The sequence below is a fragment of the Streptacidiphilus sp. EB103A genome, from assembly GCF_041261405.1.
Classification (GTDB): domain Bacteria; phylum Actinomycetota; class Actinomycetes; order Streptomycetales; family Streptomycetaceae; genus Streptacidiphilus.
The window spans coordinates 135,752-156,775 of record NZ_JBGCAQ010000011.1; the positions used below are offsets into that span (position 1 = coordinate 135,752).

The window sequence follows — 21,024 nt, forward strand, 5'->3', positions numbered from 1 at the left end:
CGCCGAGCCCGGCGGCGCCTGCTGGGGCACCCCGGGCGTATAGGTCTGCGTCGGCGCATACCCAGGCGGCGGCGGTACGTTCGACGAACCGTCAACACCCCGACCGTCGGCCCCTGGCCCCGCCACGTTGTCCGCCATTCCCCCGTACACCCTTCCCTCGACGCCTCAACTAGGCAGCACCCTAGGGGCGCGAGGAACTGCGCGAGCAACCACCCCCCACGGTCACTCGCCCATCCACCGCACCCCCACTCCCCTCCCGCGCCCTACCCCCGAGCCGCATCCCGCCGTTGCGCCCGCAACGCCCGCGCCAGATCATCCCGCCCCTCCAGCACCAGCCTCCGCAACGCCGGCGCCGCAGCCGCATGCTCCCGCAGCCACAGGTCCGCCCGCTCCAGCGTCGCCTCCGTCGTCACCAGCCTCGGGAACAACCCGCTGACGATCCGCAGCGCGATCTCGATCGACCGCTCGCTCCAGACCTTCTCCAGCACCTCGAAGTACGGCTCGGCGTACGGCGCCACCAGCTCCCGCCGCCCCGTGCCCGCCGCCGACTGGAACCCGGTGATCTGCGCTTCGACCAGCGCATTCGGCAGCTGGTCCGAGTCGACGACCTCCCGCCACACCGCCGCCTTGGCCTCCGGCGTCGGCCGCGCTGCCAGACAGACCGTCAGCAGCCGCTTGCCGCTGGCGGTGTCGTCCCGGGCCAGCTCCGCGGTCAGCGCCGCCTCGTCGGCCGCCCCGGCTGCGGCCAGCGTGTGCAGCAGCGTCCAGCGCAGCTCCTGGTCGACGTCCAGGCCGTCGATCCGCGCGGTCCCGGCCAGCAGCCCCCGGACCAGTTGCAGGTCGGACTCCGACCCGGCCGTCTGCGCGAAGAACCGCGCCCACGCCAACTGGTGGTCGCCGCCCGGCTCTGCGGCCCGCAGCTCGCGCAGCGCGCCCTCGGCGAGCCGCGCGGACCACTCGTCCCGCGCGCCGGGCGTGACATACAGGTCGAGCGCCGTGCGCGCCTGCTGGTGCAGCGACTGGAGCACACCGATGTCGCTCTCGCGGCCGGCGAACCGCAGCACGATCTCCAGGTAGTCGCGGGCCGGCATCAGCCCGTCCCTGGTCAGGTTCCACAGCGCGGACCAGCTCAGCGCCCGGGCCAGACGATCCTCCAGCTCACCCAGCGACTCCCGCAGCGTGGCCAGTGACGCCTCGTCAAAACGGATCTTGCAGTACGTCAGGTCCTCGTCGTTGACCAGCACCAGCGCCGGGCGGGGGAGCCCGACCAGCTCCGGCACCTCGGTCCTGGCCCCGGCGGTGACGTCCAGCTCGACCTTGTGCGTTCGCACCAGCGCCCCGCTGACCGGGTCCCGGTCGAACAGCCCCACCGCGATCCGGTGCGGCCGAAGCGTCGGGGTCTCGACCGCGGCCTCCTGCAGCACCGTGAACGCGGTGACGGTCCCGGTCGAGTCCGTGACCAGCTGCGGCGTCAGGGCGTTGACGCCTGCCGTCTCCAGCCAGGCCCGCGACCACGCGGCCATGGCCTCCCCGCCCCGCCCGGAGGTCTCCGCGAGAACGGCGAGCAGGTCCGCGAGCGTGGTGTTGCCGAACGCATGGCGCTTGAAGTAGCGCCGCGCGCCCTCGAAGAAGGCGTCGCGCCCCACGTAGGCCACCAGCTGCTTGAGCACCGCGGCGCCCTTGGCGTAGGTGATGCCGTCGAAGTTGAGCTTGGCGTCCTCGAGGTCGCGGATGTCGGCGGTGACCGGGTGCGTGGTGGGGAGCTGGTCCTGCCGGTAGGCCCAGGTCTTCCTGCGGTTGGCGAAGGTGATCCAGCCCGCCTGGTACTTCGTCACCTCCACCTGTGCGAACGCGCCCATGAAGTCGGCGAAGGACTCCTTCAGCCACAGGTCGTCCCACCACTGCATGGTGACCAGGTTGCCGAACCACATGTGCGCCATCTCGTGCAGGATCACGTTCGCCCGGCCCTCGTAGGCGGCCTCGGTGACCTTGGAGCGGAAGACGTACTCCTCGCGGAAGGTGACCAGGCCCGGGTTCTCCATCGCGCCGAGGTTGTACTCGGGCACGAACGCCTGGTCGTACGTGCCGAAGGGGTAGGGGTAGTCGAACTCCTGGTGGAAGAAGTCCAGGCCCTGCTTGGTGACCGTGAAGATCTCGTCGGAGTCGAAGTACTGCGCCAGCGAGGCCCGGCAGAGCGCGCCCAGCGGGATCTCCAGCCGGCGGCCGTCCGGCAGCAGCCGGGTGTAGTGGTCACGGGCCACGTGGTACGGACCGGCCACCACCGCGGTGATGTAGCTGGAGATCCGCGGGGTGGGGGCGAACTGCCAGGTCAGGCCGGACTCCACGGCCACCGGGTCGCCGCCGGCGGGGGAGTTGGAGAACACCTGCCAGTGCGCGGGCGCGGTGACCGTGAAGCTGAACGGCGCCTTGAGGTCGGGCTGTTCGAAGGTGGTGAACACCCGTCGCGCGTCAGCCGGTTCGTACTGGGTGTAGAGGTAGGTCTCGCCGTCGACCGGGTCGGTGAAGCGGTGCAGCCCTTCGCCGGTGCGGCTGTAGGCACAGAAGGCCTCGACGACCAGCTCGTTGCTCTCGGCCAGACCGGGCAGGGCGATCCTGGACCCGTCGAACACCTGCTCAGGGTCGACCGCGGTGCCGTTGAGGACGACGCTGCGCACCTCTGGTGCCAGCAGGTCGGCGAAGCTGTCCGCTCCCGGCTCGGAGCAGCGGAAGCGCAGCACCGTGCGCGAGCGGAACCTGCCTGCACCCTCCGCCTCGGCCACGGGCAGCACAGCCGAGCGGAGGTCGAGCTCGACCTCGTAGCTGTCCACGCTGAGGATGCGGGCCCGCTCGCGGGCCTCGTCACGGGTGAGATTGGTCCCGGGCACTGCGGTACTCCCTACTGGTGCATGCGGTGGCGTGCGAGCTTGTGGCTGCCTGTCCGGTTCGGTCAGGTGTGAACCCCGGACTGTCACCTGTTCCCGGCATCCTTTCACGGTCCACCGACAACACCGGTGTGCGGCCGCGAAGGCGGGAATGCCCGTGCGCTTCCCTCTGTTCGCCACGTTGACCGCACGTTCCTGGCACCGGAGGACCCATGTCCGCAACAACCGCCACCCCTGTGACCGCTGACTTCTGGTTCGACCCGCTCTGCCCGTGGGCCTGGATGACCTCGCGCTGGATGCTGGAGGTCGAGCAGCAGCGTCCCGTCCAGGTGCGCTGGCATGTGATGAGCCTCGCTGTGCTCAACGCGGACAAGGACATCCCCGAGGAGTACCGCGCGTTCCTGACCGAGGCCTGGGGCCCGGTCCGGGTCTGCATCGCGGCTGCCCAGGCGCACGGCGACAAGGTCCTCGGCGACCTCTACAACGCCCTCGGCACCCGTTTCCACAACCAGGCCGAGCCGCGCACCAAGGAGACCATCGCGGCGGCGCTGGCCGACGCGGGTCTGCCGGTCGAGCTGGCGGAGGCCGCCGACTCCACCGAGTACGACGAGGCCCTGCGCGCCTCCCACAAGGAGGGCATCGACCTGGTCGGCCAGGACGTCGGCACCCCGGTGATAGCGGTCCCCGGCGCGGACGGCGAGCGCGTCGCCTTCTTCGGCCCGGTGGTCACCCCGACCCCGCGCGGCGAGGCCGCGGCCCGCCTCTGGGACGGCACCCTCCTGGTCGCCTCCACCCCGGGCTTCTACGAGATCAAGCGCACCCGCACCGCCGGCCCCAGCTTCGAGTAGATCTCGGGCCCCGACAGGGGCGCGAGGAACTGCGCGACCAGCCACGCACAACCGCGCACAGTCCCCCGCGCCCCGACTGCCCGGAGGCACCAACGTACTGACCAGCCCTTTTGTGGGGAACGCCATACCCGCACAGCCCGCCAGGCGGATAGGTTCACAGTCGTTAACACAGACTCCGTCCCTCCCCCTGCCCGGAGACCCCCATGGCCCTCGCCGCCACCGCCGCCCCTGCGGCCACCCGCCCCGCCGCCGTCCTGGCCGACCTGCTGCCCGCCGCCACCCGCGCCCGCGCCCTGGCCCGCGACCTCGCCCTGGTCCTCGGCGGCGCCGCCCTCACCGGCATAGCCGCACAGCTCTCCGTGCCCGTCCCCGGCTCGCCCGTCCCGGTCACCGGCCAGACCCTGGCCGCGCTGCTGGTCGGCACCGCCCTCGGCACCCGCCGCGGAGTCGCCGCCATGGGCCTTTACCTGGTGGCCGGCCTGGCCGGCGTGCCGTGGTTCGCGGCCGGCAGCTCTGGCAGCGGGGTCACCCTCGGCTACATCATCGGCTTCGTCCTCGCCGGAGCCCTCGTCGGCGAGCTGGCCCGGCGCGGCGCCGACCGCAGCCCGCTGCGCACCGCCGGTGCGATGGTGCTGGGCAATCTGGCCATCTACGCCGTCGGCGTCCCCTACTTGGCCGTCTCGCTCCACATCGGCCTCGGCGAGGCCGCCTCGCTCGGCCTCTACCCCTACCTCCTGGGCGACGCCGCCAAGGTCGCCCTCGCCATGGGCCTGCTCCCCGCCTCCTGGAAGCTGCTCGGCCGTTAGGTCCCGGCCAGGGCTGACCAGCGCACCGTCACCGGCTCGTGCCACACTGACGCCATGCGCGTGTACCTGGGATCCGACCATGCCGGATACGAACTCAAGCAGCACCTCGTCGAGTGGCTGACCACCGCCGGTCACGAACCGGTCGACTGCGGGCCGCACATCTACGACGCGGTGGACGACTACCCCCCGTTCATCCTCCGCGCCGCCGAGCGCACCGCGGCCGACCCGCAGGCGCTGGGCATCGTGATCGGCGGCTCCGGCAACGGTGAGGCCATCGCCGCGAACAAGGTCAAGGGCGTCCGCGCGGCACTGGCCTGGAGCACCGAGACGGCCACCCTCGGCCGTCAGCACAACAACGCCAATGTGATCAGCGTCGGGGCCCGGATGCACTCCCTGGACGAGGCCACCAAGTTCGTCGAGGTCTTCCTGGCGACCCCGTTCTCCGAGGACCCGCGCCACATCCGCCGGATCGACATGATCAGCGAGTACGAGACCACCGGCGAGCTCCCGCCGGTCCCCGCCCACCACCCGCAGGGCTGACCGCACCTCAGATGCCCGAAGGCCACACCCTCCATCGACTCGCCGCCGCATACCGACAGGTGTTCGGCGGCGAGTCCGTGCGCGTCTCCAGCCCGCAGGGGCCCTTCGCCCAGGCCGCGCTCCGCCTCGACGGACGCCCGCTCACCAGCACCGAGGCCCACGGCAAACACCTCTTCCTCGGCTTCGGCGGCCCCACGACCGCGTCCGAGTCCGCTTCCGGCCCCACAGGAACTGCCGACTGGATCCACATCCACCTCGGCCTCTACGGCAAGGTCCGCTTCGGCGAGGGCCCGGCACCGGCCCCCACCGGCCAGATCCGGCTCCGGATGAGCACCGCGGCCGACACCGCCCACGCCGACCTCCGCGGCCCCACCACCTGCGCCCTGATCAGCGACCCGGAGAAGCAGGAGGTGCACCGGCGGCTGGGCCCCGACCCGCTGCGCGGCGACTCGGTCCCGGAGCGGGCCTGGCAGCGGGTCAGCCGCAGCACCACCACCGTCGCCGCCCTGCTGATGGACCAGAAGGTCCTCTCCGGCGTCGGCAACATCTACCGTGCCGAGGTGCTGTTCCGGCAGGGCATCGATCCGCGGCTGCCCGGCCGGGCCCTCACCCGGGCCCAGTGGGACGCGGTCTGGACCGACCTCACCCTGCTGATGGCCGACGGCGTCCGCGACGGCTGGATCGACACGGTCCGCCCCGAGCACACCCCGCAGGCCATGGGCCGCCCGGCCCGCGAGGACGCCCATGGCGGTGAGGTGTACGTCTACCGGCGCGCAGACCAGCCCTGCCTGGTCTGCGCGACCCCGGTCAGCGCCGCCACCCACGCCGGCCGCAACCTGTTCTGGTGCCCCACCTGTCAGCCTTCCACACCCCACTACCGGCCGTAGTTCCCGGGGAGCGTCGACGCGGACCGCGCCCGCTCGGTAGGGTCGACCTGGATGACGGACGGAGCGTCCGGGGCGCCACCTCGGGATACGAAGTCGGCACGGGGGCGCAGGGCGCTCTACCGGGCCCGACGTCGGCTGCGCCGATCCGCCGTCGACTACTTCCGCGGCGACGCCTCGGACTGGTTCGCCTTCGGGGTGCTGTTCCTGCTGGTGCCCCTCATCACCGCGGTCACCCTGCTGGACTCGATCTGGTGCCCGCCGACCGCCCTGGTCCTGCCGGTCCTCGCCGGGGCGCTGCTGCTGCGGCCCAGCAGCCTGGTGCTGCTCTACGCCGCCGCGGCCTCCGCGCTGGCCGTGGAGGCGGCCATGCTGGGGCCGTACCACCTCGGTCCGGGCCGGGTCACCCCGGGCAGTGTGCTGGTCGTGGGCGCGGTCGGGGCCGGCGGCCTGCTCGTCGCCCAGCTCCGCAGTCGCGTCGGCGTCCCCTGGCGCGGCGGCGGCACCATGCTGTTCGACCTGCGCGAGCGCCTCAAGGTGCAGTCACAGATCCCGGCGCTGCCCGACGGCTGGCACGCCGAGATGGCGCTGCGCCCGGCCGGCGGCCAGTCCTTCTCCGGCGACTTCCTGGTCGCCGCCCGCACCGGCGACGGCAGCCGGGTCCTGGAGGCGGTGCTGGCCGACGTCTCCGGCAAGGGCATGGACGCGGGCTCCCGGGCGCTGCTGCTCTCCGGCGCCTTCGGCGGGCTGCTCGGCTCTCTGCCGCCGCACGACTTCCTCCCGGCCGCCAACGGCTACCTGCTGCGCCAGGAGTGGGACGAGGGCTTCGCCAGCGCCGTCCACCTGGTCCTGGACCTGGACACCGGCGAGTACGAGCTGCTGTCGGCCGGCCACCTCCCCGGCATGCAGCGCTGCATGGGCAAGGGCCACTGGGAGACCAAGGAGGCCGAGGGCCCGCTCCTCGGCATCTTCGAGGGCGCCAAGTTCACCGGGCTGCGCGGCCGGCTGGAGCGCGGCGACGTCCTGATGCTCTGCACCGACGGCATGGTCGAGGCCCCGGGCCGCGATCTCTCCGAGGGCATGGACCGGCTGATGGGTGAGGCGGATCGGCTGATCGGCTCGCCCTTCGTCGGGACGGCTTGGCGGCTCATCGAGACCGTCGCCAAGGACCTCAACGACGACCGCGCGCTGCTGCTGATCTGGCGCGAATAGCCGTCCCCCGATGCCCAGTTCGCCACACCTGTAACATCACCCGCATGAGCTCCGACGTGCTGTTCGGCCAATCTCGGCCGAATAGTGATCACTTGCGGAGCTGTCTTCCGGAAATGCTTTACGGAACCTGCTGCTCCGGAGACACTGATTGTCGGCCATGGGGAGGGGGGAGGCAGTGTCGATGCACGGCGCGGCGGACCGGCCTGCCGGGTGGCCCGGGCCCCGAGCATGTCATGAACGAGGAAGTGGAACCGCGTGACAACCTTCTCCTTCTCCGCAGTTGTCCTGCTGGGCATCCTGTTGATCGTGTTCATCAGGAACGGGAGCATGAAGATCGGCTACGCCATCCTCGCGATGCTCTTCGGATTCTTTCTGGCCAAGACCTCTGCGGCGGCGCCCATCCAGACCTTCCTGAACCAGATCGCCACCACCATCAACAATCTGACGAAGTAACGGTTTTCAGCAAGAGTCGGCTTCAGCGTTCCCGCCACCGCCGCAGCAGCGCCCCTGCCGCGGCGCGCCGCCCGTCCACGGCGGCGCCGGCGGGCTCCGCGCCACCCTCCGCCCCGCGCAGGCTCAGCGGATCGGCTGCCAGCAGGACAAAACAGCGGGCCCAGGCCAGCCGTTCGCCACGCGGCCATGACAGCCGCCGCAGCGCGGCCGACGCCTCGGCGACCGGCTCGCCGTTCACCCGAACCTCGGCGACCTCGTCACCGGAACGCCCGCCGAAGAAGAACTTCACCCCGTTCAGCACCGGGTCGTTCAGATGGGGGAGCACCACCTCCGCGACCGCGGGCAGCAGTTGATGCTCCGCCACCCAGTCGCCCAGCGGTCCGCTCCGGAACCCGAACACACAGGCAGGCCCCTGCACGGCATGCCACCCGGCGACACCCCCGGCCGCACCCGGCGCCACATGGTCGCCGTGGACGCCACGCCGGTCCAGCATCTCCACCACCGCGGACGCGGTCGTGGTCCGCCACATCCGTACGGCGTTCTGGAGCTGCTCCTCCTCGGTCCGCCCGAGCCCGGCGGCGCAGTCCCACACCACCGGCCCGCCGCCCTCGCCGATCCTCAGCACATACCCGAGGTCGACATGCCCGCCGCCCTGCCCGACGTGCTCCCGCACCGCCACGGCGGTTGTCCCGGGACCGCGGACGATGCCTTCCTCAGCCTGGAACTCCCGCCCGAGGCAAGCCATTTCGCGCACCACGCTGCGCTGTATGACCTGGAGCCTGCGCACAGGGTCTCTCCGTGTGTGTGAGGGCCGTACCTGAACGCTCCGGAGAGCAACCCCTGCTCCGCCCGCACAACCCCTGGGCGGAGCAGGCCCTGTGGAGATTGTGGGGGGAAACCGGGTGAACATCTCGCTTCCGGGAGCGTACCCGCCCCCGCCCGCCCCTCGCACCAGTTCTGACGCGTGCAAAACAGATCGGCCCCGGTCCAGCGATCATCTCGCTGAACTGGGGCCGATCCGTGTGGAGCGGGCGACGGGAATCGAACCCGCGTAGCTAGTTTGGAAGACTAGGGCTCTACCATTGAGCTACGCCCGCAGAGCGCACCGGTGCGGCGCGTTCGGGGGACAGCCTAGCGGACCTGGTCGGGCGGATGCACACCGGTTGTCCGGCGTGGCGGCCGGACGTCGGCCGGATGGGGGCGGCGCGGGGAAAAGCGGGCGAAGCGCCGGGGATCTGCATGTACGCTACGTGTCGTTCGGCACGTCGGACGGTACGGGGTGTGGCGCAGTTTGGTAGCGCGTCCGCTTTGGGAGCGGAAGGTCGTCGGTTCGAATCCGGTCACCCCGACCACGTATCTGTCGTACCCGGATGACCCGGAAGGCGTGCCCCAGCCATGTCCGCAGCAGCGCAGCCACGCCGTCCGCGGATAGCCGCCAAGACCGCCGTCGCGGTCGTCTTCGTCTCCGCGCTGTTCATGTCGATCATGGACACCACGATCGTCAATGTGGCGCTCCCCTCCATCGGCGACCAGTTCCATGTGGACGCGGCCTCCATCGGCGTCGTCAATGTGGGCTACCTGGTCAGCCTCGCGGTCTTCGTGCCGCTCTCCGGGTGGCTCGGCGACCGCTTCGGCACCCGCAGGGTCTTCCTCACCGCGCTCGCCGTCTTCACTCTCGCGTCACTGCTCTGCGGGACCGCCGCTGACCTCCAGCAGCTCAGCCTCTACCGGATCCTCCAGGGCGCCGGCGGCGGCATGCTCAACCCGGTCGGCATGACGATGCTGTTGCGCGCCTTCCCGCAGGAGGAGCGGATGCGGGCGAACCGGGTGCTGATGGTGCCGACCGCGGTCGCCCCGGCGCTGGGGCCGGTGCTGGGCGGCTGGCTGGTGGACGCCGCCTCCTGGCACTGGGTGTTCATCGTCAACGTCCCGATCGGCATCGTCGCCATGGTGTTCGGGCTGCTGTTCCTGCCGGACTTCCGCTCCGAGCGGGCCGGCCGCTTCGACGCCGCGGGTTTTCTGCTGGCCGCCGTCGGCTTCGGTGCGGCCACCTACGCCCTCGCCGAGGGGGCGGACAAGGGCTGGGGGACCGCGGGGATCGTGCTCCCCGCGGTCGTCGGCATCGCCGCCGTGGCCGCGCTGGTCGTGGTGGAACTGCGGACCGACGACCCGATGCTGGACCTGCGGCTCTTCAAGGACCGCCTGTTCCGCGCCACCAACCTGGTCAGCCTGGTCTCCGGTGCCGCGTTCCTGGGCACGCTCTTCACCTTCCCCCTCTTCTACCAGGACGCCGTCGGCGCGACCGCCTTCCGGACCGGCCTCAACACCTTCCCCGAGGCGCTCGGGGTGATGCTGGCCTCGCAGATCGTCAGCCGGCTCTATCCGCGGATCGGGCCACGCCGACTGATGGCCGCGGGCGCCGTCGGGGTCGCCGTCGCCGTCGGGCTGCTGTCGCTGCTCACCCCGGCGACCAGCGTCTGGGCGGCCCGCGCGCTGATGTTCGCGACCGGGTTCTCCATGGCCCACATCTTCATGCCGACCCAGACGGCCGCCTTCGCGACCGTCTCGTCGGCCGCGACCGGCCGGGCCTCCACCCTCTTCAACGTCCAGAGCCGGCTCGGGCCGGCGCTGGGGGTGGCCCTGCTCAGCACCGTCCTGAGCGCCGTCGGGACGGTGACCACGGGCCCGGCCGGTACGCCGAGCGCGAACCTGGCGGCCTACCACACGGCGTTCCTGGTCGCGGCCGGTCTCGCCCTGGTCGCGGCCGTGCTGTCGCTGTTCGTCTCCGACCGGGACGCGGCCCCCACCATGGTGCGGAAGCCCCGGGCGAAGGGTCCCGCGATGGTCCCGGCGCAGAGCCGGGACAGCTGACCCCTCCCGGCGGGACCAATGCAGATTGTGGTACCGGTAGGATGGACCGCTGGCGGCTGTCCACGTGCGCGTCTCCGCAGGGAGAAGCGGTGCGGACACTCGCCCGAGGGCGAGGAGCGAGCTCACCGTCCACCCACCCCGGCGGGCGAAGTCGCCTCTGACTCATCACCCGTCTCGCCGTGCGCCCCGTGCTCGCCGTACTCCGGTGAAAACGGGGTGGGCGGCGGACACCCCGACCGCAAGCCCCCAAGGAGACCCAACCGTGAAGAGCGCCGTGGAGACTCTGAACCCGACCCGGGTTCGACTCACCGTCGAGGTGCCCTTCGAGGAGCTCAAGCCCAGCCTCGACGCGGCGTACAAGAAGATCAACCAGCAGGTCACGGTGCCGGGCTTCCGTAAGGGCAAGATCCCGGCTCGCGTCATCGACCAGCGCTTCGGCCGTGCCGCGGTGCTGGAAGAGGCTGTCAACGACGCCCTGCCGCGCTTCTACACCCAGGCCGTCGACGAGTCCAAGCTCGATGTCCTCGGCCAGCCCGACATCGACGGCCTCGAGGGCGTCGAGAAGATCGCGGACGGCGGCGACCTGAAGTTCACCGCCGAGGTGGACATCCGCCCCGAGATCACCCTCCCGGACTACAGCGCCATCGAGGTCGAGGTCGACCCGATCGCCGTGTCCGACGAGGACGTCGAGGAGAGCCTGAACCAGCTCCGCGACCGCTTCGCCTCGCTGAAGACCGTCGAGCGCGCCGCGGCCGAGGGCGATGTCGTGGTCGTCGACCTGGAGGCCAAGGTCGACGGTGAGGTCCCCGAGGACGGCACCGCCACCGGCGTCAGCTACGAGATCGGCTCCGGCCGCCTGCTCGACGGCATCGACGAGGCCCTGACCGGCCTGGAGGCCGGCGGCACCGCCACCTTCACCACCGAGCTCAAGGGCGGCAGCGCCGAGGGCAAGGACTCCGAGGTCACGGTCAGCCTGACCACCGTCCAGGAGAAGGAACTCCCGGCCCTGGACGACGAGTTCGCCCAGCTCGCCAGCGAGTTCGACACCCTGGAGGAGCTCAAGGACGACTCCCGCAAGCGGCTGGTCCGGATGAAGGAGTTCGACCAGGCCACCCAGGCCCAGGAGCGCGTGCTCGACAAGCTCATGGAGCTCATCGAGATGCCGTACCCGGAGAAGCTGCTCGCGGACGAGCTGGAGACCCGCAAGCACAACCTGGAGCACCACCAGCTGCCGCAGATGGGCATCGACCTGGACGGCTACCTCAAGCTCCAGGGCAAGACCGCCGAGGAGTTCGAGACCGAGCTGCTGGAGCAGGCCCAGAAGGGCATCAAGACCCAGTTCGTCCTGGACGCCATCGCGTCCAAGGAGGAGCTCGCGGTCAACCAGGAGGAGCTCACCGAGCACCTGCTGCGCCGCGCGGCCGGCTCGGGCATGACGCCCGACCAGTTCGCCCAGCAGGTCGTCGAGGGCGGCCAGGTCCCGCTGCTGGTCGGCGAGGTCGTCCGTGGAAAGGCCCTCGCGGTCGTCGTGGAGTCCGCCAAGGTGGTCGACACCAACGGCGAGGTCGTCGACTTCGAGGACGATGAGGACGAGGACGAGATCGTCGAGGCCGCCGCGGAGACCGTCGCCGAGGTGACCGGGACGACCGAGGCCTGAGTCTCACCGAGCCCTGCAGCAGCACCCACGGAAGGGCCCGGACGCGGCATGCGTCCGGGCCCTTCCGGCGTCGCCGGTCACCCTGCGCTCACAGCGAACAGTTCTGTGTAGGGGATGGCCAGGCCCTGCCTGCGCGTTAGGGTCCTTGGTACGAGGGGCAGGGTGACTGTCGGTCCATCAGGACTGTCCGTCAGGCTTTCCCGGTGCAACCGGGCCTCCGTACCGGCCTTCGTAAGAGACGCAGTGACGGTGGACGATCAGCCGTCCGAACACAATGAGCGGGTGGATTACGTGATGACTCCCCAGTTCCAGATGCCCGGCCTGATGGCCCCCACCGCAGCCGGTGACATCGGCGGCGGCGGTCTCGGCGACCAGGTCTTCAACCGTCTGCTCAACGAGCGCATCATCTTCCTCGGCCAGCAGGTCGACGACGAGATCGCCAACAAGATCACCGCGCAGCTGCTGCTGCTCGCGTCCGACCCGGACCGGGACATCTTCCTGTACATCAACTCGCCCGGCGGCTCGGTCACCGCGGGCATGGCGATCTACGACACGATGCAGTACATCAAGAACGACGTGGTCACCATCGCCATGGGCATGGCCGCCTCGATGGGGCAGTTCCTGCTCACGGCCGGCGCCAAGGGCAAGCGCTTCGCGCTCCCCAACGCCGAGATCCTGATGCACCAGCCCTCGGCCGGCCTCGGCGGCTCCGCCACCGACATCCGCATCCAGGCCCAGCAGCTGGTCCGCCTGAAGCACCGGATGGCCGAGCTGATCGCCGAGCACAGCGGTCAGACCGTCGAGCAGGTCACCAAGGACTCCGACCGCGACCGCTGGTTCCAGCCGCAGGAGGCCATGGAGTACGGCCTGATCGACGGCATCATGCACAGCGCCGCGGACGTCCCCGGCGGCGGCGGCACCGGCGCCTGACCGGCTCGTCGAGCCGATCGGCACCGCCCCGCCCACGAACCAAGTCCGTACGCTTCCGGAGAGGCCACACCCGTTATGAACATCCCCAGCCTGTCCAGCGCCGAGCGGCGCATCGAGGACATGCGCGCCGAGGGCCGCTACATCGTCCCGCGCTTCGTCGAGCGCACCTCGCAGGGCGTGCGTGAGTACGACCCGTACGCCAAGCTCTTCGAGGAGCGCATCATCTTCCTGGGCTCCCAGGTGGACGACGTCTCCGCGAACGACATCATGGCGCAGCTGATCTGCCTGGAGTCGATGGACCCGGACCGGGACATCTCCATGTACATCAACTCGCCCGGCGGCTCCTTCACGGCGCTGACCGCGATCTACGACACCATGCAGTTCGTGAAGCCCGACGTGGCGACCGTCTGCATGGGCCAGGCGGCCTCCGCCGCCGCGGTGCTGCTGGCGGCCGGCGCCCCCGGCAAGCGCCTGGCGCTGCCGAACGCCCGGATCCTGATCCACCAGCCGTACACCGAGACCGGCCGCGGCCAGGTCTCCGACCTGGAGATCCAGGCCGCGGAGATCCAGCGGATGCGGGAGCAGCTGGAGGAGATGCTGTCCAAGCACTCGCACCAGTCCCCGCAGCAGATCAGCGAGGACATCGAGCGCGACAAGATCCTCACTGCCGCCGAGGCGCTGGAGTACGGGCTGATCGACCAGATCACCTCGACCCGAAAGAGCTCGCTCAACGACTGAGACCGGTTCCGGTCCAGTCACTGAGACGAGTACCACGCAGTCCGTCGGCCCCCGGCTATTGGAGCGGGGGCCCCGGCCTGGCACCATCGGTGACAGGCACTCTCAAAATTGCCGCGCCCTGCATCGCTCACCCTGACGGCACTTCGCCCAGGGCGGAAGAGGGAAGACCGCCGAAGTCGGCGGATCGGGGCTCCTGACGGAGTACCGTCGGAAACCAAGCACCAGGCTCCTGCCCCACGGAGCCTTTGGCGAAGGGGATTCACCTCGTGGCACGCATCGGTGACGGTGGCGACCTGCTCAAGTGCTCGTTCTGCGGAAAGAGCCAGAAGCAGGTGAAGAAGCTCATTGCCGGGCCCGGCGTGTACATCTGCGACGAGTGCATCGACCTGTGCAACGAGATCATCGAAGAGGAGCTCGCGGAGACCTCGGAGGTGAGGTTCGAGGAGCTGCCCAAGCCCCGCGAGATCTACGAGTTCCTCGACGGGTACGTGGTGGGCCAGGAGGCGGCGAAGAAGTCACTCTCCGTGGCCGTCTACAACCACTACAAGCGCGTGCAGGCGGGTGAGAACGGCAAGCACGGCCGGGACGAGGGCATCGAGCTGGCCAAGTCCAACATCCTGCTGCTGGGCCCGACCGGCTCCGGCAAGACCCTGCTGGCGCAGACCCTGGCCCGGATGCTGAACGTGCCCTTCGCGATCGCGGACGCCACGGCGCTGACCGAGGCCGGCTATGTCGGCGAGGACGTCGAGAACATCCTGCTGAAGCTGATCCAGGCCGCTGACTACGACGTCAAGAAGGCCGAGACCGGCATCATCTACATCGACGAGATCGACAAGGTCGCCCGTAAGAGCGAGAACCCGTCGATCACCCGCGACGTCTCCGGCGAGGGCGTGCAGCAGGCGCTGCTGAAGATCCTGGAGGGGACCACCGCCTCGGTGCCCCCGCAGGGCGGCCGCAAGCACCCGCACCAGGAGTTCATCCAGATCGACACGACGAACGTGCTGTTCATCGTGGGCGGCGCCTTCTCCGGCCTGGAGCGCATCATCGAGTCGCGGGCCGGCAAGAAGGGCATCGGCTTCGGCGCGACGATCCGGTCCAAGCACGAGATCGAGTCCAGCGACCAGTTCCGCGCGGTCATGCCGGAGGACCTGGTGAAGTTCGGGATGATCCCGGAGTTCATCGGCCGTCTGCCGGTCATCACCAGCGTCCACAACCTGGACCGGGACGCGCTGCTGCAGATCCTCACCGAGCCCAAGAACGCCCTGGTCAAGCAGTACCGGCGGCTGTTCGAGCTGGACGGCGTCGAGCTGGAGTTCTCCGACACCGCGCTGGACGCCATCGCCGACCAGGCCATCAAGCGCTCCACCGGCGCCCGCGGTCTGCGCGCCATCATGGAGGAGGTGCTGATGTCCGTGATGTACGAGGTGCCCTCGCGCAAGGACGTCGCCCGCGTGGTGGTCACCGAGGACGTCGTCCTGGAGCACGTCAACCCGACGCTGGTCCCGCGCGATCTGCGCACCCAGCGGGAGCGCCGCGAGAAGTCGGCGTAGCCGCGGTCTTCCGTCTGCGTCAGTGGGTCAGAACCCCGCTCGGACCGTGTGTCCGGGCGGGGTTCCCGCATGTCTGATCCCGGGTCAGTCCTTGGTCACCGGAACGCTGTTGATCACGACATTGTCCTTGGGCTTGCCGTCGGTGCCGCCGCCCTGGACCCCGTCCCTGGCGATGTGCCGCAGGATGTCCAGCCCCGAGGTGATGGTGCCGAACGGCGTGTAGCTCGCGGCGAGTTGGCTGGCCTGGTAGACCAGGAAGAACTGGCTCCCGCCGGTGTGGGCGGCCCCGGTGTTGGCCATCGCGACCGTTCCGGCCGGGTAGGTACCGCCCTGGATCGCCGGATCCTTGAGGTACTCGTCGGGGAGGGTGTAGCCGGGGCCGCCGCTGCCGGTGCCGGTCGGGTCGCCGCACTGCAGCACATAGATGCCGCTGCTGGTTAGCCGGTGGCACTTGGTGTGGTCGAAGTAGTCCTGCTGGGCCAGGTGGACGAAGCTGTTGACGGTCTGCGGCGCGTTCTTGGCGTCCAATTTGATGCCGATGTCGCCGCAGGAGGTCTTCAGCGTCGCGGAGTAGGCGGCGGAGGTGTCGATCGACATGGCCGGCGCGGTCGTCCACTGCTTGCCGTTGGGACCGCCCGAGGCGGCGTCACCGCAGAAGACCGGCCGGGTCGTCGCCCAGACGATGCCGCCGGCGACCAGCGCGACCACCACCACACCGGCCAGCGCGAACAGCGACCGCCGCTTCTTGAGCTTCGCCTTCTCGGCGGCCCGAAGCTCCTCGATCCGCCGGCGCCGCGCCGCGTTCCGCTCCGCAGCGCCGCCCCTTTCGTTGCCGCCGTCTCCGCTGCTCACCTGAGTCCTCCTGTCGTTCACGCCGTGCTCAAGTGAATCCAGCCGCAGCCCCACCGCGCGGGAGGCGCGGCCGAGCCAGCGGACCCCGCACCCGAGTGGGGGTGAGCGAGGGGATCAACGCCGACCGGGGCTCCGCAGGGGTACGGGGCGTCGCGCCCCGGGAAGCTGGAGTAAGCCGTTCGTTACCACGCCCCCACGCCTCGTAAACTGTGCGTCGTGACCGACACGAACCAGCGCCCCGAGCCTGACGCGCACGACGCGAACGCCGGGGACCACAGCGCCCAGCCGAACACCCTGCCGACCCAGTACTCGCCGGCGGAGGTAGAAGGCCCGCTGTACAAGCGCTGGATCGAGCGGGGCTACTTCGAGGCCGACGCCAAGAGCGAGAAGCCGCCGTACACCATCGTCATCCCGCCGCCCAACGTCACCGGCGCCCTGCACCTGGGACACGCCTTCCAGCACACGCTGATGGACGCGCTGACCCGGCGCAAGCGCATGCTCGGCTTCGAGGCCCTGTGGCTTCCCGGCATGGACCATGCCGGCATCGCCACCCAGAACAAGGTCGAGCAACAGCTCGCCGAGCAGGGCCTGTCCCGGCACGACATCGGCCGGGAAGCCTTCGTCGAGAAGGTCTGGGAGTGGAAGGAGCAGTACGGCGGCCGGATCCTCGGCCAGATGCGTCGCCTCGGCGACGGCGTCGACTGGTCCCGTGAGCGCTTCACCATGGACGAGGGCCTCTCCCAGGCCGTCCAGACCATCTTCAAGAAGCTGTTCGACGACGGCCTGATCTACCGCGCCGAACGCATCATCAACTGGTGCCCCCGCTGCCTCACCGCGCTCTCCGACATCGAGGTCGAGCACGAGGACCGGGCCGGCGAGCTGGTCTCGATCCGCTACGGGGACGGCGAGGACTCCGTCGTCGTCGCCACCACCCGCGCCGAGACCCTGCTCGGCGACACCGCGGTCGCGGTCCACCCGGACGACCCGCGCTACGCCCACCTCGTCGGCCGCGCCATCGCCCTGCCGCTGACGGACCGTCGGATCCCGGTCGTCGCCGACGAGCACGTCGACCCGGAGTTCGGCACCGGCGCGGTCAAGGTCACCCCGGCCCACGACCCCAATGACTTCGCCATCGGCCAGCGGCACAACCTGCCCAACATCAACGTGCTGGACGAGCACGGCGTCATCACCGTGCACGGCCCGTTCCTCGGCCTGGACCGCTTCGAGGCCCGGGACGCCGTCGTCGGTACCCTGCGCGAGCAGGGCCGCATCGTCGCCGAGAAGCGCCCCTACATGCACGCCGTCGGGCACTGCTCGCGCTGTCACACCGTGGTGGAGCCGCGGCTGTCGCTGCAGTGGTGGGTCAAGGTCGCCCCGCTGGCCGGGCCCGCCGCCGAGGCGGTCCGTGACGGCCGGGTCCAGATCCACCCCAAGGAGCTGGAGGGCCGCTACTTCAGCTGGGTCGACAACATGTACGACTGGTGCATCTCGCGCCAGCTGTGGTGGGGCCACCGGATCCCGGTCTGGTACGGCCCGGACGGCGAGGTCGTCTGCGTCGGCCCGGACGAGCAGCCGCCCACCGGAGAGGGCTGGCACCAGGACCCCGACGTCCTGGACACCTGGTTCTCCAGCGCGCTGTGGCCCTTCTCCACCCTGGGCTGGCCCGAGCAGACCCGTGACCTGGAGAAGTTCTACCCGACCGACGTCCTGCTGACCGGCCACGACATCATCTTCTTCTGGGTCGCCCGGATGATGATGTTCGGCCTGTACGCGATGGACGGCCAGGCGCCGTTCCACACCATCGCCCTCACCGGCCTGGTCCGCGACCAGTTCGGCAAGAAGATGTCCAAGTCCTCCGGCACTGCCGTCGACCCGCTGGACTGGATGAACGAGTTCGGCGCCGACGCGGTCCGGTTCACCCTGGCCAGCGGCGCCAACCCGGGCGCCGACGTGCCGATCGGCGAGGACTGGGTCAAGGCCTCCCGCAACTTCTGCAACAAGGTCTGGAACGCCACCCGCTTCGCGCTGATGAACGGCGCGACCCTGGAGGGCCCGCTCCCGGCCGCCGAGCAGCTCACCGCCACCGACCGCTGGATCCTGTCCCGGCTCAACACGGTCATCGCCGAGGTCGACGGCCTCTACGAGGACTACCAGTTCGCCAAGCTCAGCGACGCCCTCTACCACTTCGCCTGGGACGAGGTCTTCGACTGGTACGTCGAGCTGTCCAAGTCGGTGCTGGCCGAGGGCGGTCCGCAGGCCGACGCCTCGCGCCGGGTGCTGGGCGAGGTCCTGGAGGTCACCCTGCGGCTGGTGCACCCGGTGATCCCCTTCGTCACCGACGCCCTGTGGACGACGCTGACCGGCCGGGAGTCCGTGGTGGTCGCCGCGTGGCCGACCGTGGACGCCTCCCGCGCGGACGCGGCCGCCGAGGCGGAGATCGCCCAGCTGCAGCAGGTGATCACCGAGATCCGCCGGTTCCGCGCCGACCAGGGACTCAAGGACGGCCAGAAGGTCCCGGCCCGGCTGGACCTGTCCGGCACCGCGCTGGCGGCGCACGAGGGCGCGCTGCGCTCGCTGGCCAAGCTCCAGCCGGCCGGGGCGGACTTCAGCGCGACGGCGACCCTCGCGGTCGCCGACGCCACCGTGGCGCTGGACCTGTCCGGCACCATCGACGTCGCCGCCGAGCGCAAGCGTCTGAGCAAGGACCTCGCCAACGCCGAGAAGGAGCTGACCCAGGCCAGGGCCAAGCTCGCCAACGAGGCATTCCTGGCCAAGGCGGCCCCGGCCGCGGTCGAGAAGATCCACGCCCGGCAGGCCAAGGCCGAGTCCGACATCACCCGCCTGACCGCCCAGATCGCGGCGCTGCCGGCCGGCTGAGGCACAGGCAGAGGGGGCGCTCCCGAGTCGGGGGCGCCCCCTCGTCCGTGCGTGCCCCGCCGTCGGCCGGTCCCTCCCGCGCTCCGTAGACTGGCGGGGTGAGCGACGCATCCCGCACCACCCCGCCGAACGACGCCGACGCGACCTCGAACGACCGCAGCTCGAACGATCCCGCCGCGCAGCTGCGTGCCGTCGAGGCGGAGCTGGCCGCGCGCTGGCCGGAGACCAAGATCGAACCCTCGCTGGACCGGATCACGGCGCTGATGGACATCCTGGGCCAGCCCCAGCGCGCCTACCCCTCGATCCACATCACCGGCACCAACGGCAAGACCAGCACGGCCCGGATGGTCGAACAGCTGCTGCGCCACTTCGAGCTGCGCACCGGCCGCTACACCAGCCCGCACGTGGAGTCGGTGACCGAGCGGATCAGCCTGGACGGGGAGCCGATCAGCCCCGAGCTGTTCGTCCACACCTACCGCGACATCGAGCCGTACATCGGCATGGTGGACGCCTCGCAGCCGATCCCGATGTCCTTCTTCGAGATCCTCACCGGGATGGCCTACGCCGCCTTCGCCGAGGCGCCGGTGGACGTCGCCGTGATCGAGGTCGGCATGGGCGGCTCCTGGGACGCCACCAATGTCATCGAGGCCCCGGTCTCGGTGATCGCCCCGATCTCGCTGGACCACACCGACAAGCTCGGCGACACGCCCGGCGAGATCGCGGTGGAGAAGTCCGGGGTCATCAAGAAGGGCGCGCTGGCGGTGGTGGCCCAGCAGCCGCTGGACGCCGCCGAGGTGATCCTGCGGCGCGCCGTCGAGCACGACGCCGTGGTGGCCCGGGAGGGCATGGAGTTCGGCGTGGTGCACCGGGACGTCGCGGTCGGCGGCCAGCTGCTGACCCTGCGCGGCATCTCCGGGCACGAGTACACCGAGGTCTTCATCCCGCTGCACGGCGCCCACCAGGCGCAGAACGCCGCGCTGGCGCTGGCCGCGGTCGAGGGCTTCTTCGGCGTCGGCGCCGCGCACCAGCAGCCGCTGGACGTCGACAAGGTCCGCGCGGCGTTCTCCGGGGTCAGCTCCCCGGGCCGGCTCGAGGTGGTCCGCCGCAGCCCGACCATCGTGCTGGACGCCGCCCACAACCCGGCCGGGGCCCGGGTCACCGCCGACGCCATCGGCGAGTCCTTCGGCTTCAGCCGGCTGATCGGGGTGATCGGCACCAGCGGTGACAAGGACTCCGGCGGGCTGCTGGAGGCGCTGGAGCCGGTCCTCGCCGAGGTCGTGATCACCCAGAACTCGACCCAGCGGGCCACCTCCATCGACACCCTCGCCGAGCAGGCCGTCGAGATCTTCGGCCCGGACCGGGTGCTGGTGGAGACCCGTCTGGACGACGCCATCGAGGCGGCGGTGACCCTGGCGGAGGAGGAGGGTGACCTGGGCGGCTCCGGCGTCCTGGTCACCGGCTCGATCATCACCGTGGGCGAGGCCCGCATCCTGCTCAGCCGCAACCGCCGCTGACACCCACGTCCCGTACCTTCCGGTCCGAAAGGCCTCCCGTGCGCACCCTCTGCTCGTCCACGCTCATCGCCGAGGCGATGGTGGTCGGCTTCGCCGCTCTGGTCGCGATGCACCTGTCCGATGTCTCCTCGACCACGCTGTGGTCGGTCTGCGGCGCCGCGATGGCCCTGTGCGTGCTGCTCTGCGGCGTCATCACCCGTCCGGGCGCGGTCGCGGTCGGCTGGGTGCTGCAGCTCGCACTGATCGCCAGCGGCGCGGTGGTGGGGATGATGTACGGACTCGGTGTCATCTTTGCGGCGCTCTGGTGGGCCTCGGTCCACTACGGCCGAAAGATTGACATCATCAAAACAGCACGTGCACAAGCGAGCTGATGTCCACCTGGCGTTCGAGTGCCCAGGCCGTCTCGGGTA

At 70.5% G+C, this 21,024-nt stretch carries 17 protein-coding genes and 2 tRNA genes; 15 read left to right on the plus strand and 4 right to left on the minus strand.

The window, feature by feature from the left end; genetic code table 11:
- Positions 1-263: 263 nt before the first annotated feature.
- Positions 264-2,885 carry an aminopeptidase N gene (pepN, locus tag ABH941_RS19615; protein WP_370130716.1) on the minus strand — a complete coding sequence of 874 codons (2,622 nt, stop codon included), beginning with the start codon at positions 2,883-2,885 and terminating at the stop codon, positions 264-266.
- 209 nt (positions 2,886-3,094) lie between these two features.
- Here pepN and ABH941_RS19620 point away from each other — a divergent pair, with 209 nt between their 5' ends.
- The 6 genes from ABH941_RS19620 to ABH941_RS19645 all read left to right on the plus strand — a co-directional run bounded on the left by ABH941_RS19620 (position 3,095) and on the right by ABH941_RS19645 (position 7,625).
- Positions 3,095-3,730: a DsbA family protein gene (locus tag ABH941_RS19620; RefSeq protein ID WP_134005071.1), complete on the plus strand. Its 636-nt coding sequence runs from the start codon at positions 3,095-3,097 to the stop codon at positions 3,728-3,730.
- Between the two features lie 203 nt (positions 3,731-3,933).
- Positions 3,934-4,536: a biotin transporter BioY gene (locus tag ABH941_RS19625; protein WP_370130717.1), complete on the plus strand. Its 603-nt coding sequence runs from the start codon at positions 3,934-3,936 to the stop codon at positions 4,534-4,536.
- A 54-nt stretch (positions 4,537-4,590) separates the two neighbouring features.
- Complete coding sequence (locus ABH941_RS19630; RefSeq protein WP_134005075.1) at positions 4,591-5,076, plus strand: ribose-5-phosphate isomerase; 486 nt, start codon at positions 4,591-4,593, stop codon at positions 5,074-5,076.
- Between the two features lie 11 nt (positions 5,077-5,087).
- On the plus strand, positions 5,088-5,963 hold the full coding sequence (locus tag ABH941_RS19635) for an Fpg/Nei family DNA glycosylase (protein WP_370130718.1): 876 nt from the start codon (positions 5,088-5,090) through the stop codon (positions 5,961-5,963).
- 51 nt (positions 5,964-6,014) lie between these two features.
- The gene (locus ABH941_RS19640; protein ID WP_370130719.1) at positions 6,015-7,172 is read left to right on the plus strand and encodes a PP2C family protein-serine/threonine phosphatase; all 1,158 of its coding nucleotides are present in this window, start codon (positions 6,015-6,017) and stop codon (positions 7,170-7,172) included.
- Between the two features lie 255 nt (positions 7,173-7,427).
- Positions 7,428-7,625: a hypothetical protein gene (locus tag ABH941_RS19645; RefSeq protein ID WP_134005082.1), complete on the plus strand. Its 198-nt coding sequence runs from the start codon at positions 7,428-7,430 to the stop codon at positions 7,623-7,625.
- Positions 7,626-7,647: 22 nt separating this feature from the next.
- Here ABH941_RS19645 and ABH941_RS19650 read toward each other — a convergent pair whose 3' ends face one another.
- Both ABH941_RS19650 and ABH941_RS19655 read right to left on the minus strand, forming a co-directional pair.
- Positions 7,648-8,412: a DUF6348 family protein gene (locus ABH941_RS19650; RefSeq protein ID WP_370130720.1), complete on the minus strand. Its 765-nt coding sequence runs from the start codon at positions 8,410-8,412 to the stop codon at positions 7,648-7,650.
- 236 nt (positions 8,413-8,648) lie between these two features.
- A tRNA-Gly gene (locus ABH941_RS19655) sits at positions 8,649-8,722 on the minus strand.
- Positions 8,723-8,900: 178 nt separating this feature from the next.
- Here ABH941_RS19655 and ABH941_RS19660 point away from each other — a divergent pair.
- From ABH941_RS19660 to clpX, 6 genes are all read left to right on the plus strand, one after another.
- Positions 8,901-8,977 (plus strand) — tRNA-Pro (locus tag ABH941_RS19660).
- A 43-nt stretch (positions 8,978-9,020) separates the two neighbouring features.
- Positions 9,021-10,496, plus strand: coding sequence for an MDR family MFS transporter (locus tag ABH941_RS19665; RefSeq protein WP_370130721.1), 1,476 nt, complete (start codon positions 9,021-9,023; stop codon positions 10,494-10,496).
- A 262-nt stretch (positions 10,497-10,758) separates the two neighbouring features.
- Positions 10,759-12,153, plus strand: a complete 1,395-nt coding sequence (gene tig, locus ABH941_RS19670) for a trigger factor (protein WP_370130722.1) — start codon at positions 10,759-10,761, stop codon at positions 12,151-12,153.
- Positions 12,154-12,465: 312 nt separating this feature from the next.
- Positions 12,466-13,083, plus strand: a complete 618-nt coding sequence (locus ABH941_RS19675) for an ATP-dependent Clp protease proteolytic subunit (RefSeq protein WP_370130832.1) — start codon at positions 12,466-12,468, stop codon at positions 13,081-13,083.
- Between the two features lie 75 nt (positions 13,084-13,158).
- On the plus strand, positions 13,159-13,821 hold the full coding sequence (locus ABH941_RS19680; RefSeq protein WP_134005090.1) for an ATP-dependent Clp protease proteolytic subunit: 663 nt from the start codon (positions 13,159-13,161) through the stop codon (positions 13,819-13,821).
- A 266-nt stretch (positions 13,822-14,087) separates the two neighbouring features.
- Positions 14,088-15,371, plus strand: coding sequence for an ATP-dependent Clp protease ATP-binding subunit ClpX (clpX, locus tag ABH941_RS19685; protein ID WP_134005092.1), 1,284 nt, complete (start codon positions 14,088-14,090; stop codon positions 15,369-15,371).
- Between the two features lie 84 nt (positions 15,372-15,455).
- On the opposite strand, the gene ABH941_RS19690 is transcribed toward clpX, so the two are convergent.
- Positions 15,456-16,223 carry a peptidylprolyl isomerase gene (locus ABH941_RS19690; RefSeq protein WP_370130723.1) on the minus strand — a complete coding sequence of 256 codons (768 nt, stop codon included), beginning with the start codon at positions 16,221-16,223 and terminating at the stop codon, positions 15,456-15,458.
- Between the two features lie 294 nt (positions 16,224-16,517).
- Between ABH941_RS19690 and ABH941_RS19695 the strand changes: the two genes are divergently transcribed.
- The 3 genes from ABH941_RS19695 to ABH941_RS19705 all read left to right on the plus strand — a co-directional run bounded on the left by ABH941_RS19695 (position 16,518) and on the right by ABH941_RS19705 (position 20,985).
- Complete coding sequence (locus ABH941_RS19695) at positions 16,518-19,100, plus strand: valine--tRNA ligase (protein ID WP_370130833.1); 2,583 nt, start codon at positions 16,518-16,520, stop codon at positions 19,098-19,100.
- Between the two features lie 98 nt (positions 19,101-19,198).
- Positions 19,199-20,614 (plus strand): folylpolyglutamate synthase/dihydrofolate synthase family protein, encoded by a 1,416-nt coding sequence (locus ABH941_RS19700; RefSeq protein WP_370130724.1) that lies wholly within the window; start codon positions 19,199-19,201, stop codon positions 20,612-20,614.
- 38 nt (positions 20,615-20,652) lie between these two features.
- Entirely contained in the window at positions 20,653-20,985 is a 333-nt protein-coding gene (locus tag ABH941_RS19705; protein ID WP_134005098.1) for a DUF4233 domain-containing protein, read from the plus strand.
- Positions 20,986-21,024: the final 39 nt, after the last annotated feature.